The 17,077-nt window shown below is 60.1% G+C and carries 16 protein-coding genes; 13 read left to right on the forward strand and 3 right to left on the reverse strand.

All coding sequences use genetic code 11. From position 1 onward, the window contains the following. Positions 1 to 18 precede the first annotated feature (18 nt). From F6S08_RS29265 to F6S08_RS29315, 11 genes are all read left to right on the forward strand, one after another. On the forward strand, positions 19 to 2,832 hold the full coding sequence (locus F6S08_RS29265; protein ID WP_065925387.1) for an LPS-assembly protein LptD: 2,814 nt from the start codon (positions 19 to 21) through the stop codon (positions 2,830 to 2,832). Then, positions 2,807 to 4,147: a peptidylprolyl isomerase gene (locus F6S08_RS29270; protein WP_315872679.1), complete on the forward strand. Its 1,341-nt coding sequence runs from the start codon at positions 2,807 to 2,809 to the stop codon at positions 4,145 to 4,147. The genes F6S08_RS29265 and F6S08_RS29270 overlap by 26 nt, the downstream gene beginning before the upstream one ends. Positions 4,148 to 4,164: 17 nt before the next feature. Continuing rightward, complete coding sequence (gene pdxA, locus F6S08_RS29275) at positions 4,165 to 5,154, forward strand: 4-hydroxythreonine-4-phosphate dehydrogenase PdxA (protein ID WP_065947457.1); 990 nt, start codon at positions 4,165 to 4,167, stop codon at positions 5,152 to 5,154. Further along, positions 5,151 to 5,963 (forward strand): 16S rRNA (adenine(1518)-N(6)/adenine(1519)-N(6))-dimethyltransferase RsmA, encoded by an 813-nt coding sequence (rsmA, locus tag F6S08_RS29280; RefSeq protein ID WP_065925389.1) that lies wholly within the window; start codon positions 5,151 to 5,153, stop codon positions 5,961 to 5,963. Before pdxA ends, rsmA begins: the two co-directional genes overlap by 4 nt. Before the next feature lie 103 nt (positions 5,964 to 6,066). Continuing rightward, positions 6,067 to 6,447: a Co2+/Mg2+ efflux protein ApaG gene (gene apaG / locus F6S08_RS29285; protein WP_027605913.1), complete on the forward strand. Its 381-nt coding sequence runs from the start codon at positions 6,067 to 6,069 to the stop codon at positions 6,445 to 6,447. Continuing rightward, positions 6,447 to 7,298 carry a symmetrical bis(5'-nucleosyl)-tetraphosphatase gene (locus F6S08_RS29290; RefSeq protein WP_137212405.1) on the forward strand — a complete coding sequence of 284 codons (852 nt, stop codon included), beginning with the start codon at positions 6,447 to 6,449 and terminating at the stop codon, positions 7,296 to 7,298. Before apaG ends, F6S08_RS29290 begins: the two co-directional genes overlap by 1 nt. Before the next feature lie 9 nt (positions 7,299 to 7,307). Then, positions 7,308 to 7,637 (forward strand): thiosulfate sulfurtransferase GlpE, encoded by a 330-nt coding sequence (gene glpE, locus F6S08_RS29295; RefSeq protein ID WP_065925391.1) that lies wholly within the window; start codon positions 7,308 to 7,310, stop codon positions 7,635 to 7,637. Positions 7,638 to 7,921: 284 nt separating this feature from the next. Next, the gene (locus F6S08_RS29300; protein ID WP_003194732.1) at positions 7,922 to 9,844 is read left to right on the forward strand and encodes a PrkA family serine protein kinase; all 1,923 of its coding nucleotides are present in this window, start codon (positions 7,922 to 7,924) and stop codon (positions 9,842 to 9,844) included. Positions 9,845 to 9,957: 113 nt separating this feature from the next. Next, positions 9,958 to 11,229 (forward strand): YeaH/YhbH family protein, encoded by a 1,272-nt coding sequence (locus F6S08_RS29305; protein WP_065925392.1) that lies wholly within the window; start codon positions 9,958 to 9,960, stop codon positions 11,227 to 11,229. Next, positions 11,226 to 12,791, forward strand: a complete 1,566-nt coding sequence (locus F6S08_RS29310; RefSeq protein ID WP_065925393.1) for a SpoVR family protein — start codon at positions 11,226 to 11,228, stop codon at positions 12,789 to 12,791. Before F6S08_RS29305 ends, F6S08_RS29310 begins: the two co-directional genes overlap by 4 nt. A 63-nt stretch (positions 12,792 to 12,854) precedes the next feature. Then, a complete protein-coding gene (locus F6S08_RS29315) occupies positions 12,855 to 14,087 on the forward strand; it encodes a multifunctional CCA addition/repair protein (protein ID WP_315872680.1) in 1,233 nt (410 codons plus the stop codon). Here F6S08_RS29315 and folK read toward each other — a convergent pair. Beyond that, positions 14,070 to 14,600, reverse strand: a complete 531-nt coding sequence (folK, locus tag F6S08_RS29320) for a 2-amino-4-hydroxy-6-hydroxymethyldihydropteridine diphosphokinase (protein ID WP_137212403.1) — start codon at positions 14,598 to 14,600, stop codon at positions 14,070 to 14,072. The two genes, F6S08_RS29315 and folK, sit on opposite strands and share 18 nt — an antisense overlap. After that, complete coding sequence (gene folB / locus F6S08_RS29325) at positions 14,591 to 14,944, reverse strand: dihydroneopterin aldolase (RefSeq protein ID WP_046069798.1); 354 nt, start codon at positions 14,942 to 14,944, stop codon at positions 14,591 to 14,593. The genes folK and folB overlap by 10 nt, the downstream gene beginning before the upstream one ends. Before the next feature lie 72 nt (positions 14,945 to 15,016). Here folB and plsY point away from each other — a divergent pair, with 72 nt between their 5' ends. Further along, entirely contained in the window at positions 15,017 to 15,586 is a 570-nt protein-coding gene (gene plsY, locus F6S08_RS29330) for a glycerol-3-phosphate 1-O-acyltransferase PlsY (RefSeq protein ID WP_065925396.1), read from the forward strand. A gap of 33 nt (positions 15,587 to 15,619) precedes the next feature. Here the strand turns inward: plsY and tsaD are convergent, their stop codons facing one another. Continuing rightward, the gene (tsaD, locus tag F6S08_RS29335; protein ID WP_027605922.1) at positions 15,620 to 16,645 is read right to left on the reverse strand and encodes a tRNA (adenosine(37)-N6)-threonylcarbamoyltransferase complex transferase subunit TsaD; all 1,026 of its coding nucleotides are present in this window, start codon (positions 16,643 to 16,645) and stop codon (positions 15,620 to 15,622) included. 203 nt (positions 16,646 to 16,848) lie between these two features. Between tsaD and rpsU the strand changes: the two genes are divergently transcribed. Continuing rightward, entirely contained in the window at positions 16,849 to 17,064 is a 216-nt protein-coding gene (rpsU, locus tag F6S08_RS29340; protein ID WP_002551877.1) for a 30S ribosomal protein S21, read from the forward strand. Positions 17,065 to 17,077: the final 13 nt, after the last annotated feature.

A 17,077-nucleotide genomic window follows, 5' to 3' on the forward strand; every position in this document is an offset into this window, starting at 1 on the left:
GAAGCCCGGACTAATAAGATGGCATTGAAATCCCCCGCGTTTCGTAGAAAATTTCCGTTGCTGGTAACCGGCAGTCTGCTGGTCATGCAACCCTTCGCCACCTCATTCGTGGTCGCCGCGGAACAGTATGACTGCTCAGTCTCTGCTTCGGGTGCCTGGGACTGCGCGCCGAAGACCGCCGCAGCCCCATTGCCACCGCGCCCGGTGCATGACGGCGCAGCCGTCAGCTCGGCCAACAGCACGGCGCAGGCCGACGCTGGCGGCAGTGCCGAAGCCGAGCCGAAGACCGCACTGGTCACCGAGTCCAAGGGCCGTGGCCTGCGTTCGCGCAGCGCCGACTACAGCCACTTGGACTGGGTGCCTCGCGAAAAGTTGACCGCAGCCCAGCTGGCGGAAACCGGTCCTTACTGCGGCGGCGCGTACATCGAGCCAACTCGTCCTGGCATGAACGACAAGACGAACAAGAGCGATGCGCCCACCTTCATCGGTGCCAAGGCCTCTCGTTACGAGCAGGAACAACAAGTCGCAACCCTGGCCGGTGACGTCGTCATGCGCCAGGGCAGCATGCAGCTGGAGTCGGAAGAAGCCAGCCTGTACCAGGCCGAGAACCGTGGCGAGCTGAACGGTAACGTGCGACTGCGCGACAACGGTGCATTGATCGTCGGCGACCACGCCCAGGTTCAACTGGATACCGGCGCTGCGCAGATCGACAACGCCGAATACGTGCTGCACAAGTCGCGTATCCGCGGTAACGCGCTGTATGCCAAGCGCGCCGAAAACGCGATCATCCGCCTCAAGGACGGTACGTACACCACCTGCGAGCCGGACAGCAATGCCTGGCAGCTCAGGGGCAACAACATCACGTTGAACCCGGCCACCGGTTTCGGTACGGCCACCAACGCGACGCTGCGGATCAAGAACATTCCGATCCTGTACACCCCTTACATCTACTTCCCGATCGACGACCGTCGTCAGTCCGGCTTCCTGCCACCGAGCTTCAGCACCGGCGGCGAAACCGGCTTTACCCTGGTCACGCCGTACTACTTCAACCTGGCGCCAAACTACGACGCCACGTTGTACCCGCAATACATGACCAAGCGCGGCATGATGATGGAAGGCGAATTCCGCTACCTCACCAAGTCCAGCGAAGGCCAGTTCGGCGGCGCGTACCTGAACGACGACAACGACGAACGCAAGAAGCAGACCGACTACGAAAAAACCCGCTACATGCTCAATTGGCAGCACAAGGGCGGGCTGGATTCGCGTGTACTGACCCAGGTCGACTACACCACGATCAGTGACCCTTACTACTTCCAGGACCTCAAGTCCTACCAGGAAGGTGTCGAGAGCCGCGACTACGTCAACCAGCAGGGCTCCGTGGCTTATCGCGGTGACACCTTCCAGGCACGCCTGAACCTGCAGGCTTACCAGTTGGCAACGATCTCCCAGGTCACGCCGTATAACCGCCTGCCGCAGATCACCTTCAACGGTACCCTGCCTTATCATCCGGGTGGCTTGAACTTCAGTTATGAGACCGAAGCCGTACGCTTTGATCGCGACCTGGAAAACGGCAATTTCAGCAATGAGAACGGGGACATCGAGCGCCGCCTCGACACTTATGTCCGCGGTCTTACCCGTGCCAATGGCACGCGCCTGAACGTAGCGCCGGCTGTCGAGTACCCGATGAACTGGACCTACGGCTTTGTAACGCCGAAGCTCAAGTACGTGTACACCAAGTACGACCTGGACCTGGATAACATCGGCAAGAACCAGATCCTTGTTGATCAGGCTGCAGCAGTCGCAGCCGGTACCCAGTACGCGGGCGGCACCTTCAAGAGCTCCCAGGACCGTGCGGTTCCGGTGGCCAGCGTCGACAGCGGCCTGTATTTCGATCGCAACACCAACTGGTTTGGCAAGGATTATCGCCAGACCCTCGAGCCGCGCGCGTTCTACCTGTACGTGCCGAACAAGGACCAGGCCGATATCCCGGTCTTCGACACCAGCGAATACTCGTTCAGCTACGCGTCCCTGTTCCGCGACAACCGCTTCAGCGGCTCCGACCGTATCGGCGACGAGAACAAGCTGTCCCTGGGCTTGACCAGCCGGTGGATCGAAGAAAACGGTTTCGAGCGTCAACGCGTATCCGTGGGACAGGCTTTGTACTTCAAGGATCGTGAAGTACAACTGCCTGGTATCCTGGCGGCCGACCGTGCCGATGCACAGTCCGACGTATCGCCCGTTGCCCTGGACTACGAGTTCCGCTTCAACCGCGACTGGCGCGCCACTGCCGACTACAACTGGGACACCGAGGAGCACAGCCCTCGTTCCGGTAGCGCGATGCTTCACTACCAGCCGGAAGACAACCCGAACAAGATCATCAACGTCGGTTATCGCTATCGTAACGACCAGGTCGTCTACAACCAGTTGACCGGCAAATGGCAGTTCGGTGGCGACTACGGTCAACCAGGCGATCCGAACTACGTGAAGGATTACTACAAAATCCAACAACACGACTTCTCGATGATGTGGCCGATCATTCCCCAGTGGAACCTGATCACCCGCTGGCAGTATGACTACGCTCGCAACCGTACCCTGGAAGCCTTCGGTGGTTTCGAGTACGACAACTGCTGCTGGAAACTGCGCGTCATCAACCGTTACTGGGTTTCCAACGACGAATACAGCCAGATCGCCCCGCTTAACGAAAAGGGTGACCACGGGCTCTTCCTGCAGATCGTCCTCAAAGGACTCGGCGGCCTGACCGGCGCCAAGGTAGAGAGCTTCCTCGACAAAGGCATTGAAGGTTATCGTGAACGTGAAGACCAAGCTTTCTGATTGTCTGCGCCCGCTAGTGCTGGGCGCGCTGTTCCTGGGCACCGTATCGGCTCACGCTGCGGTTCAGCCACTGGATAAAGTAGTGGCCATCGTCGATAACGACGTGATCATGCAAAGCCAACTGGACCAGCGCGTCAAGGAAGTGCAGCAAACCATCGCCAAGCGTGGCGGTGGCGTGCCACCGACCAGCGTGCTGGACCAGCAGGTACTGGAACGCCTGATCGTCGAAAACCTGCAACTGCAGATCGGCGAGCGTTCCGGCATCCGCATTTCGGACGAAGAACTGAACCAGGCGGTCGGCACCATCGCTCAGCGCAACAACATGAGCATTGATCAATTCCGCGCGGCCCTGGCCCACGATGGTCTTTCGTATGAAGACGCCCGTGACCAGATCCGCCGCGAAATGATCATCAGCCGTGTGCGCCAGCGTCGCGTTGCCGAGCGGGTCCAGGTATCCGAGCAGGAAGTGAAGAACTTCCTGGCCTCGGACCTGGGCAAGATGCAGCTTTCCGAAGAACTGCACCTGGCCAATATCCTGATTCCGACGCCGGACAGTGCCAACTCCGAGCAACTGAATGCGGCGGCGGCGAAAACCCAGGCTATCTATGATCGCCTGAAAGCCGGCGCTGACTTTGCCCAGATGGCCATTGCCCAGTCCGGCAGCGACAACGCCCTTGAAGGTGGTGATATGGGCTGGCGTAAAGCTGCTCAACTGCCACCTCCGTTCGACCGTGAACTGAGTGCCATGGAAGTGGGTGGCATCACCCAGCCAGCCCGCACCCCAGGCGGCTTCATCATCCTGAAGTTGCTGGAACGTCGCGGTGGCGAGACCTCGCTGAAAGACGAAGTGCATGTTCGTCATATCCTGGTCAAACCAAGCGAAATCCGCACCGAGGCCCAAACCAAGGAACTGGCCCAGAAGATCTATGACCGCATCGAAAGCGGTGAAGACTTCGCCACCCTGGCCAAGAGCTTCTCGGAAGACCCAGGTTCCGCCCTCAACGGCGGCGACCTGAACTGGATCGACCCGAAAGCCCTGGTGCCTGAGTTCCAGCAGGTAATGGCCGATACTCCGCAAGGCGTACTGTCCAAGCCGTTCAAGACCCAATATGGCTGGCATGTACTGGAAGTCCTTGGTCGTCGCGCCACCGACAACACCAGCCAGGCCCGCGAGCAGCAGGCGTTGAACGTACTGCGTAACCGCAAATACGACGAAGAGCTGCAAACCTGGCTGCGTCAGATCCGTGACGAAGCCTACGTGGAAAACAAGCTGCCAGGCGCCGAGCAAACAGGCACCGACCAGGCAGCTCCGTGAAACCCCAGCGTTTCGCCGTGAAACCCCAGCGTTTCGCCGTGACACCCGGCGAGCCGGCCGGCATTGGTCCAGACCTGTGCCTGCTGCTCGCCTCGCACCCCCAGCCGCACCCCCTGATTGCCATTACCAGCCGCGACCTGCTCCTTGAGCGGGCCGCGCAGCTGGGTGTGGTCGTCAGTCTGCTGGACGTGGCACCGGGCAACTGGCCCGACCTGCCGGCGCCCGCCGGCAGCTTGTATGTGTGGAACACCCCGCTGCAAGCCAAGGTCGTTGCCGGTCAACTCGACAAGGCCAATGCGGCGTTCGTCCTGGAAACCCTGACCCGCGCGGGGCAAGGCTGCATCGACGGCGACTTCGCCGGCATGATCACCGCGCCGGTCCACAAGGGCGTGATCAACGAATCGGGCATTGCGTTTTCCGGCCACACCGAGTTCCTGGCCGAGCTGACCAACACCGCTCAAGTCGTCATGATGCTGGCCACACGCGGCCTGCGGGTCGCCCTGGTGACCACGCACCTGCCATTGCGCGACATTGCCGACGCCATCACCGCCGAGCGTGTGGAGCGCGTTACGCGCATCCTGCATGCCGACCTGCAACAAAAATTCGGCATCGCCCAACCGCGCATCCTGGTCTGCGGGCTCAACCCCCACGCCGGCGAAGGCGGACACTTGGGCCATGAAGAAATCGACATCATTGAACCAACCCTGGAGCGTCTGCGCCTGGAAGGCATGGACCTGCGTGGCCCACTGCCAGCAGACACTCTGTTTACCCCCAAATATCTGGAGCACTGCGACGCAGTGCTGGCGATGTACCATGACCAGGGGCTGCCCGTGCTGAAGTACAAAGGCTTCGGCGCCGCAGTCAACGTGACACTGGGCCTGCCGATCATCCGCACCTCCGTCGACCATGGCACCGCCCTGGACCTGGCAGGCAGCGGCAAGATCGATACCGGCAGCCTGCACGTGGCCCTGGAAACCGCCTATCAGATGGCCGAGACCCGTATATGACCGAGCATTACCAACACCGGGCGCGCAAGCGCTTCGGGCAAAACTTCCTGCACGACGCAGGCGTGATCGACCGTATCCTGCGCTCCATCCATGCCAAGCCAGAAGACCGCCTGCTGGAAATCGGTCCGGGCCAGGGCGCGCTGACCCAAGGCTTGCTCGCCAGTGGCGGCCAACTGGACGTGGTGGAACTGGACAAGGACCTGATCCCGATCCTCAACCAGCAGTTCGCCGGCAAGCCCAACTTCAACCTGCATCAGGGCGATGCACTGAAGTTCGACTTCAATACCCTCAACGCCGCGCCTAATAGCCTGCGTGTGGTGGGTAACCTGCCGTACAACATCTCCACACCGCTGATTTTCCACCTGCTGAACAACGCCGGGATCATCCGCGACATGCACTTCATGCTGCAAAAAGAAGTGGTGGAACGCCTGGCTGCCGGCCCTGGTGGTGGTGATTGGGGCCGATTGTCGATCATGGTTCAGTACCACTGCCGCGTCGAACACCTGTTCAATGTCGGCCCGGGCGCATTCAACCCGCCGCCGAAGGTCGATTCGGCCATCGTGCGCCTGGTGCCTCACGCCGTGCTGCCACACCCGGCCAAGGATCACAAATTGCTGGAACGCGTGGTGCGTGAGGCGTTCAACCAGCGCCGCAAGACCCTGCGCAACACACTCAAGGCCCTGCTGAGCAACGCCGAGATCGAAGCAGCCGGCGTCGACGGCAGCCTGCGTCCCGAGCAACTGGACCTCGCCGCGTTCGTGCGCCTGGCCGACCAACTTGCCATCCAGCCTGCGCCAGTCGCCGACTGAAACCCCCAGGCATGGCCAGACACATGTCTGGCCTAGTGCCCACCTCTTGGCCTAGACTGATCCGCATCTGCTGTCCTCCGCTTTTGCTTTTAAGGCCTCTTGCATGTCCGATCCTCGCTACCAGATCGACGTCAGCGTCGTCACCCGCTTCCTCGCGGACCAATCGCAACCTGAACAGAACCGCTTCGCCTTTGCCTACACCATCACGGTGAAAAACAACGGGCAGGTGCCGGCCAAGCTGCTGTCACGCCACTGGGTGATCACCGACGGTGACGGTCAGGTCGAGGAAGTTCGCGGCGCAGGCGTTGTCGGCCAGCAACCGTTGATCGACATTGGCGCCAGCCACACTTACAGCAGCGGCACGGTAATGACCTCCAAGGTCGGCACCATGCAAGGCTCGTATCAGATGAAAGCCACTGATGGCAAACTGTTCGACGCCATCATCAAGCCTTTCCGCCTCGCCGTACCAGGCGCCCTGCACTGATGGCAACGTACGCGGTCGGCGACCTGCAAGGCTGTCTGGAGCCTCTCAAGTGCCTGCTTGAACGGGTGGCCTTCGACCCGGCCAACGATCGCCTGTGGCTGGTCGGCGACCTGGTCAATCGCGGCCCCGAGTCCCTGGAAACGCTACGTTACCTGTATAGCCTGCGGGATTCCCTGGTGTGCGTACTGGGCAACCATGACCTGCACCTGCTGGCGGCCGGCAATAACATCGAGCGCCTGAAAAAGGGCGATACCCTGCGCGAAATCCTCGAAGCGCCAGATCGCGCACAACTGCTTGACTGGCTGCGTCGGCAAAAGATCATGCATTACGACGAAAGCCGCAATATGGCCTTGGTCCATGCCGGTATCCCGCCGCAGTGGACGCTGAAAAAAGCCCTCAAGTGCGCCGCCGAAGTCGAAAACGCCCTGGCCGATGACAGCCTGTACACCGCCTACCTCGACGGCATGTATGGCAACGAGCCAGTGAAGTGGGACAACGACCTTACCGGCGTCGCCCGCCTGCGGGTGATTACCAACTATTTCACACGCATGCGCTTCTGCACCGCCGAGGGCAAGCTGGACCTCAAGAGCAAGGAAGGCGCCGACACGGCACTGCCCGGCTACAAACCATGGTTTGCCCACAAGGAACGCAAGACCCGCGACACCAGGATCATCTTTGGTCACTGGGCCGCCCTTGAAGGCAAGTGCGACGAACCTGGCGTGTTTGCCCTCGACACCGGCTGCGTGTGGGGCGGCGCCATGACGCTGATGAACATCGACACCGGCGAGCGCCACGGCTGCCAGTGCCAACCCACTCTTCCCGTTACCCTGCCGGCTGCAGCCAGGCCATAGGAGCCCGCCATGAGCGAATTCAAACGTATCCCTCCCGAACAAGCCCAGGCCCTGCGCGAGCAAGGTGCAGTGGTGGTCGATATCCGCGACCAGCCTACTTACGCCGCCGCCCATATCGCTGGCGCCCAGCATCTGGACAACGTCAACATCGCTGATTTCATCCGTGCCGCCGACCTTGATGCACCGCTGATCGTGGCCTGCTACCACGGCAATTCCAGCCAGAGCGCAGCCGCCTACCTGGTCAGCCAGGGCTTCTCCGACGTCTACAGCCTGGACGGCGGCTTTGAGCTGTGGCGTACGACGTATCCTGCAGAAATTGCCTCCGGCGATTCGCAATAATTTTTTTCACACCCCGCTACCCCGCGTGACGCTTGGGCTCGCGCCGTTTCTGACGAACGGCGCAGCCAAACTAATTGCTCATCATCCCTTGCCCTCTCCGATTCCGACTATCCTTAAGCGCAGGCCATCCGAATCAGGGGAGAGCCGGTACACCGGCGTACGGGTCATCGGTAGCGTTTCAGGGTGTTCTGGGGGGAAAACAGCCATTGGCGTTCGCCAATGACTGCCAGCATCGACTGATAGATCCGGCGTCGGCTCCACGTATCGAGCGAGGTGACGACGTCATGAGTATTTTCAGCCACTTCCAACAACGCTTCGCGTCCACACAGCAGGAAGAACTCACGCTGCAAGAGTATCTCGAGCTGTGCAAGCAGGACCGCAGCACCTACGCATCTGCCGCCGAACGCCTGTTATTGGCGATCGGCGAGCCGGAGCTGGTGGAAACCGCCAATAATTCGCGCCTGTCGCGAATATTTTCCAACAAGGTGATCCGCCGCTATCCGGCCTTTGAAGACTTCCATGGGATGGAAGAATGCATCGACCAGATCGTCTCCTATTTCCGCCACGCCGCCCAAGGCCTGGAAGAGAAGAAACAGATCCTCTACCTGCTCGGCCCCGTTGGCGGTGGTAAATCGTCCCTGGCCGAAAAACTCAAGCAACTGATCGAGAAGGTGCCCTTCTACGCCATCAAGGGCTCGCCGGTCTTCGAATCGCCCCTGGGCCTGTTCAACGCCACGGAAGATGGCGCGATCCTCGAAGAAGACTTCGGTATCCCACGACGCTACCTCAACACCATCATGTCGCCCTGGGCCACCAAGCGCCTGGCCGAGTTCGGCGGCGACATCAGCCAGTTCCGCGTGGTGAAACTCTACCCGTCGATCCTCAACCAGATCGGCGTGGCCAAGACCGAACCGGGCGATGAGAACAACCAGGACATCTCGGCGCTGGTGGGCAAGGTCGATATCCGCAAGCTGGAGGAATTCCCGCAGAACGACGCCGACGCCTACAGCTACTCGGGCGCGTTGTGCCGGGCCAACCAGGGCCTGATGGAATTCGTGGAAATGTTCAAGGCGCCGATCAAGGTGCTGCACCCACTGCTCACTGCCACCCAGGAAGGCAACTACAACAGTACCGAAGGCCTGGGCGCGATTCCGTTCACCGGGATCCTGCTGGCCCACTCCAACGAATCGGAATGGCACACCTTCCGCAACAACAAGAACAATGAAGCCTTCATCGACCGGATCTACATCGTCAAGGTGCCGTACTGCCTGCGGGTCAGCGATGAAATCAAGATCTACGACAAGCTGCTGTTCAACAGCTCCCTGGCCAAGGCCCACTGCGCACCCGACACACTGAAGATGCTCGCCCAGTTCACCGTGCTGTCGCGTCTCAAGGAGCCGGAAAACTCGAATATCTATTCGAAGATGCGCGTGTACGACGGCGAGAACCTCAAGGACACCGATCCCAAGGCCAAGTCGATCCAGGAATATCGCGACACAGCGGGCGTGGATGAAGGCATGAACGGCCTGTCGACGCGCTTTGCGTTCAAGATCCTGTCCAAGGTCTTCAATTTCGACCCCCATGAGATCGCCGCCAACCCGGTGCACCTGCTGTATGTGCTGGAGCAGCAGATCGAACAGGAACAATTCCAGGCCGAAACCCGCGAACGCTACCTGCGCTTCCTCAAGGAATACCTCGCGCCGCGCTACATCGAGTTTATCGGCAAGGAAATTCAGACCGCGTACCTGGAGTCCTACAGCGAGTACGGCCAGAACATCTTCGACCGCTACGTGCTGTATGCGGACTTCTGGATCCAGGACCAGGAATACCGCGACCCGGAAACCGGCGAAATCCTCAACCGCGTAGCCCTCAACGAAGAATTGGAGAAGATCGAGAAACCCGCCGGCATCAGCAATCCGAAGGATTTCCGCAACGAAATCGTCAACTTCGTACTGCGTGCCCGCGCCAACAACAACGGCAAGAACCCTACCTGGCTCAGCTACGAGAAGCTGCGGGTGGTCATCGAGAAGAAAATGTTCTCCAACACCGAGGATCTGCTGCCGGTCATCAGCTTCAATGCCAAGGCCAGCAAGGAGGACCAGCAAAAACACAACGACTTCGTCACACGAATGGTCGAGCGCGGCTACACCGACAAACAGGTACGACTGCTCTCCGAGTGGTACCTGCGGGTACGCAAATCGCAGTAAGGCAGCGATGGGCGTCAACTGCCAGGTCATGGGCCTGGCAGTTGACCGCTTGTCTCTAAGCTTCCAGCTCGCCGCTTGAAGCTTGTAACGTGAAGCTGCCCGGAGGGCTCCTCATGAGCTATGTGATCGACCGACGCCTTAATGGCAAGAACAAGAGCACGGTAAACCGCCAGCGTTTCCTGCGGCGTTACCGTGACCACATCAAAAAGGCCGTTGAAGAGGCCGTCAGCCGCCGCTCCATTACAGACATGGAGCATGGCGAACAAATCAGCATTCCCGGACGCGACATCGACGAACCGGTGCTGCACCACGGCCGGGGCGGCAAGCAGACCGTCGTACACCCCGGCAATAAAGAGTTCACCACCGGCGAGCATATCCAGCGCCCGCAGGGCGGTGGCGGTGGCAAAGGCCCGGGCAAGGCCGGTAACTCCGGCGAAGGCATGGACGAGTTCGTGTTCCAGATCACCCAGGAAGAATTCCTCGAGTTCATGTTCGAAGACCTGGAACTGCCCAACCTGGTGAAGCGTAACCTGACCGGCACCGATACCTTCAAGACCGTACGCGCCGGGATCAGCAACGAAGGCAACCCCTCTCGAATCAACATCATCCGCACGCTGCGCTCGGCCCATGCACGGCGTATCGCCCTGTCGGGCAGCAGCCGCGCCAAATTGAGGACGGCAAAGGAAGAGTTGGCGCGTTTAAAGCGCGAAGAGCCAGACAACTTCGGCGATATCCAGGAAATCGAGGCGGAAATAGAGAAACTCAGCGCGCGTATCCACCGCGTGCCGTTCCTCGATACCTTTGACCTCAAGTACAACCTGCTGGTCAAGCAGCCCAACCCCAGCTCAAAAGCCGTGATGTTCTGCCTGATGGACGTGTCAGGCTCAATGACCCAGGCGACCAAGGACATCGCCAAGCGTTTCTTTATCCTGCTGTACCTGTTCCTGAAGCGGAACTACGACAAGATCGACGTGGTGTTCATCCGCCATCACACCAGCGCACGGGAAGTGGATGAGGAGGAGTTCTTCTACTCGAGGGAAACCGGCGGCACCATCGTGTCCAGCGCCTTGAAGCTGATGCAGGAGATCATGGCCGAGCGCTACCCGGCCAACGAGTGGAATATCTACGCGGCCCAGGCCTCCGACGGCGACAACTGGAACGACGATTCGCCGATCTGTCGCGACATCCTGATCAACCACATCATGCCGTTTGTGCAGTACTACACTTACGTCGAAATCACCCCCCGTGAGCACCAGGCCCTGTGGTTTGAATACGAGCGCATCGGCGAAGCCTTTGCCGACACGTTCGCCCAGCAGCAACTGGTCTCGGCCGGCGATATCTATCCGGTCTTCCGTGAACTCTTCCAGCGCAGGTTAGTGACATGACCGCCAAAAAAGAGACTAAGCGCCAACCCATTTCCACCGGCTCCGAGTGGACCTTTGAACTGATCCAGGCCTATGACCGGGAAATCAGCCGCATCGCGGCGGGTTATGCCCTGGACACCTACCCCAACCAGATCGAAGTGATCACGGCCGAACAGATGATGGATGCCTATGCTTCCGTCGGCATGCCCCTGGGTTACCACCACTGGTCGTACGGCAAACACTTCCTCAGTACCGAAAAGTCGTACACCCGGGGGCAGATGGGGCTGGCCTACGAGATCGTGATCAACTCCGACCCGTGCATCGCCTACCTGATGGAAGAAAACACCATCTGCATGCAGGCGCTGGTGGTGGCCCATGCCTGCTATGGGCACAACAGCTTCTTCAAGGGCAACTACCTGTTCCGCACCTGGACCGACGCCAGCTCGATCATCGATTACCTGGTGTTTGCCAAGCAGTACATCATGCAGTGCGAGGAGCGCCACGGTATCGACGCCGTGGAGGACTTGCTCGACTCCTGCCATGCCCTGATGAACTATGGCGTCGACCGCTACAAGCGCCCGTACCCTATTTCTGCCGAGGAAGAGCGCCTGCGCCAGAAGGAGCGCGAAGAGCACCTGCAGAAGCAGATCAACGACCTGTGGCGCACCATTCCCAAACGCGCCGGCAAGAACAGCGACAAGGACAACGCGCGATTCCCCTCCGAACCACAGGAAAACATCCTGTACTTCCTGGAAAAGCACGCACCGCTGCTGGAGCCGTGGCAACGGGAAATCGTGCGTATCGTACGCAAGATCGCCCAGTACTTTTACCCACAGCGCCAGACCCAGGTGATGAACGAAGGTTGGGCGACGTTCTGGCACTACACGCTGATGAACGACCTGTACGACGAAGGCCTGGTCACCGACGGCTTCATGATGGAGTTCCTGACGTCCCACACCAGCGTGGTGTTCCAACCCGGCTTCGACAGCCCGTATTACAGCGGGATCAACCCTTACGCGCTGGGTTTTGCCATGTACCGCGATATTCGGCGCATGTGCGAACACCCCACCGATGAGGACCGCCGCTGGTTCCCGGAAATCGCCGGCAGTGACTGGCTGTCGACGATCAAGTTCGCCATGAGCAGCTTCAAGGATGAGAGCTTTATCCTGCAGTACCTCTCACCCCAGGTGATCCGCGACCTCAAACTGTTCAGCATCCTGGATGATGACCTCAAGGATGACCTGGTGGTGCCGGCCATCCACGATGAACCCGGCTACCGCACCATCCGTGAAACCCTGGCGGCGCAATACAACCTGGGCAACCGTGAGCCCAACGTGCAGATCTACAGCATCGATGTGCGCGGCGACCGCTCGCTGACCCTGCGCCACCAGCAGCACGACCGCAAACCCCTGGGCGAATCCACCGAAGAAGTGCTCAAGCACCTGCATCGGCTCTGGGGCTTCGACATCCACCTGGAAACCCTGCAGGGCGACCAAGTGATGAAGACCCACCATGTACCACCGCGCAACGATCACAACGACAACGACTACGGCCGCCTGGACCTGGCCGTCGTTCATCTCTGAAACAGCAAAGCCTCCATTGGCCAGGCACAGGCGGTATCCTGTGCCGCTAATGGAGGCTTTTTCATGAAAATCTACAAAGTCGGCGGCGCCGTGCGTGACCGCCTGCTGGGCATCAAGGTCACCGATGTCGACCGCGTGGTCGTCGGCGCGAGCACCGAAGAGATGCTCGCCAAGGGCTTCAAGCCAGTGGGTTCGGACTTCCCGGTGTTCCTGGACCCGAAAAACGGCGATGAGTACGCCCTGGCCCGCACCGAGCGCAAGAGTGGTCGGGGTTACGGTGGTTTTGTGTTTCACGCCAGCCCCGAGGTGACGCTGGAAGAAGACCTGATCCGTCGCGACCTGACCATCAACGCCATGGCCGAAGACGACGACGGTAACTTGACTGATCCGTATCACGGCCAGCGCGACCTTGAGTCCCGCATACTTCGTCACGTTTCCCCCGCATTCGCCGAAGATCCACTCAGAGTTCTGCGTGTCGCCCGTTTTGCCGCGCGCTACGCACACCTGGGTTTTACGGTAGCACCGGAGACACTGGAGCTGATGCGTCAACTCAGCGAGTCCGGTGAATTGGAAGCCCTGACCCCGGAGCGCAGCTGGAAAGAAATCTCCAGGGCGTTGATGGAAGATCAGCCCCAGGTGTTTATCCAGGTACTTCGGGACTGTAATGCGCTGAAGATCTTGATGCCGGAAGTGGACGCACTCTTTGGCGTGCCACAACCCGAGGCCCATCACCCCGAGATCGACACGGGTGTGCACACCTTGAGCGTGCTGGAACAAGCTGCCGAGCACAAACAGCCCCTGACCGTACGCTGGGCCTGCCTGCTGCATGACCTGGGCAAGGGCCTGACGCCTGTGGATAAGTTACCGCAGCACATCGCTCATGAGCATCGAGGCTTGAAGCTGATCAAGGCCGCCAATGAGCGCTTCAAAGTGCCAAGGGATTGCCAGGAATTGGCGCTGTTGGTGGGCCAGTATCACACCCACGGTCATCGCGCGCTGGAGCTGAAAGCCTCGACGTTGCTGGAGTTGCTGCAAAGTTTTGACGTATACCGCAGGCCACAGCGCTTTGAGGAGTTTGTGGTCGCCTGCGAAATGGATGCCCGGGGCCGCAAGGGGCTGGAGCGAAGAAGTTATCCACAGGCGGATTACTTACGCGGCGCGGCGAAAGCAGCGCGCGAGGTTGCAGTTGCGCCACTGCTTGAGCGGGGATTCAAGGGGCCGGAGTTGGGCGAGGCGCTCAAGCGTGAACGACTCAGGGCACTCAAAGCCTACAAGGAACTACACAAACCCTTGTAGGAGCGAGTCCGGGGTGAGTTGCTGGCCCTGCCATTCAAACCCGACAGGCGCCAGCACCTGATCAATCTGAGCATCACGCCACAACGCAGCCATCGTCTTGCCCGCTTCAGGGTGCACCCGGTCCGGCGCCATCATCGACAGCGGCCACAGCACAAAGGCATTTTTCAGGATCTCCGCCCGCGGCAGGATCAAACCATCGAAGTCACCCACCAACTCGCCGTACAGCAGCACGTCGATATCCAGCGGCAGGCCTTTGCGATCCGGCGCATAGCGGCCATTGTCAGCCTCGATGGATTTCAACCGACGATCCAACTCCATCAATGACAGGTCGGTATAGGCCGACACCACCAGATTGAAGAATGGCCCGCTTTTGATGCCCACCGGCTGGCTCTCGAACACCGCCGAGCAGCACATATCCGTAAGGAAACTCGCCAACGCGTCGAGACCGGCGCGCAGGTGGGGCTCGCGCTCGATATTACTACCGAGGCCAAGGTAAACCTGAGTCAGCGACATCCGCGCTCAATCTCCACGCCTACACCCTTGGCAGCCGGCACTGCGCCGGGCTTGGTCAGCTTGAGGTGCAGCCAGGGAATCTGGAACTCGCTCATCAGCACTTCGGCCAGGCGTTCGGCAAAGGTCTCGACCAGCTGGTACTGGGACTGCTCGGCAAAGGCCTGGATCCGCGCGGACACACTGGCGTAATCCAGTGCCAGGGCCAGGTCGTCGCCAGCCGCAGCCGGGCGGTTATCCCAAGCGAAGCTCAGGTCCAGGCGCAGGCATTGGCGGATCCCGCGCTCCCAGTCGTAGGCCCCGATCACGGTGTCGACTTCCAGGCCTTCGATAAACACTCTGTCCAAGCTCTTCTCCGCAGCACGACAAGGGCGCGATGCCCCGTTAGAATCAGGGCATCCTCGCCCGGAATAGTTAGCATGTTTTGGTCACTGGCGATTCTCGCCTACCTGCTCGGCTCGCTGTCCTTCGCCATTTTGCTCAGCCGCCTGACGGGAAATCCCGACCCGCGAATGAGTGGTTCAGGCAATGCCGGCGCCACCAATATGTTGCGCCTGGCCGGCAAGAAGCTCGCCGTACTGACGCTGCTGGGCGACGTATGCAAGGGCCTGTTGCCCGTACTGATCGCCAGCCTCGCCGGCCTGACCCTGCAGCAGCAGGCCTGGGTGGGCGTGTGCGCCGTCCTCGGCCATCTGTTTCCCCTGTACTTCCGTTTTCGCGGTGGTAAAGGTGTCGCCACGGCAGCCGGCATGCTGCTGGGGATCTACCCGCCGGCGGCGTTGCTGGCCGTGCTCGCCTGGCTGCTGACGTTCTACCTGACCCGCACCAGCTCGCTGGCAGCTCTGATCGCCACACCGCTCACCCTGCCGTTGCTGGCCTGGCAGGAACCGGCGGCGCTGCTGCCGATGAGCGTGCTGACACTGCTGATCGTCTGGCGACACCGGGGCAATCTACGCGACCTGTTTGCCGGGCGCGAACGGCATTTTTAAATACCGCCAATGAGCCCGACTCACGTTGCACTCTTACAAGGGCGGCAGCTGCTCCATCGGCCAGCGCGCCTGCACGCTGATCGCCAGGCTTTCGTGCTGCCCCGCCTGCAGGCGCTGACAACCGGCATAGGCGATCATCGCGCCGTTGTCGGTGCAGAACTCAGGGCGGGCGTAGAACACATCACCCTTCATATCACCAAGCATCTTTTCCAATGAACTGCGCAACGCCTTGTTGGCGCTGACGCCACCGGCGATCACCAGGCGCTTCATGCCGGCCTGTTTCAGGGCACGCTTGCACTTGATGGTCAAAGTCTCCACCACGGCCTGCTGGAACGCCAGCGCGATGTCGCAACGGGCTTGCTCACTGTCGTCCCCGGCGCTGACACTGTGCTGCCAGGTATTCAACGCGGAGGTTTTCAAGCCGCTGAAGCTGAACATCAGACCAGGGCGATCGCACATCGGGCGCGGGAAGGTGTAGCGACCGACAACGCCTTTTTCGGCCAGGCGGGCGATTTCCGGCCCACCCGGGTAATTGAGGCCCATCATCTTCGCGGTCTTGTCGAAAGCTTCGCCGGCGGCGTCGTCCAAGGACTCGCCCAACAGCGTGTATTGACCGATTCCGTCGACCTGGACCAGCTGCGTATGCCCGCCCGAAACCAACAAAGCGACGAACGGGAACTGCGGCGGGTTTTCTTCCAGCATCGGCGCCAGTAAATGGCCTTCCATATGGTGCACGCCGAGGGCCGGAATGCCCCATGCAAAAGCCAGCGCCTGGGCACAAGAGGCGCCAACCAGAAGGGCTCCGACCAATCCAGGGCCCGCCGTATAGGCAATCGCATCGATCTCGGTCGGCACGCAACCGGCCTCGTCCAACACCTGGCGAATCAACGGCAGCATACGTTTGACGTGATCACGACTGGCCAGCTCCGGCACAACGCCGCCATAGGCCCGATGCAAGTCGATCTGACTGAACAGTGCATCGGCCAAGAGCCCGCGTTCACTGTCGTAAAGTGCGACACCGGTTTCGTCGCAGGAGGTTTCAAGTCCCAGTACTAGCATGGGTTTGCGCCTTGTAGAGGCTGAATTCGAAGGCGCGCATAATAGTCGCCACTCCCCCTCCCGACTAGCGGTTTTCGATCAGAGGCTTTGCATTCCTGCCAATGAGGGGTTAACATCCGCAACCCTTAAAAACCGACGACCTCAGCCGCGAATTTTTTGCGACGAGAACGTTGATTCCCGGTAATGAAAGAAGGTAGCTCTGGATGCCAGCCGTCAAAGTAAAAGAGAACGAACCCTTCGACGTAGCTCTGCGTCGTTTCAAGCGCTCCTGCGAAAAAGCCGGTGTTCTGGCTGAAGTTCGTAGCCGCGAATTTTATGAGAAGCCAACTTCTGAGCGTAAGCGTAAAGCAGCAGCCGCTGTTAAGCGTCACGCCAAGAAAGTTCAGCGCGAACAGCGCCGCGCCGTTCGTCTGTACTAATACACAGACGTTC

This window comes from Pseudomonas sp. JV449, from assembly GCF_032424295.1.
GTDB lineage: Bacteria > Pseudomonadota > Gammaproteobacteria > Pseudomonadales > Pseudomonadaceae > Aquipseudomonas > Aquipseudomonas marginalis.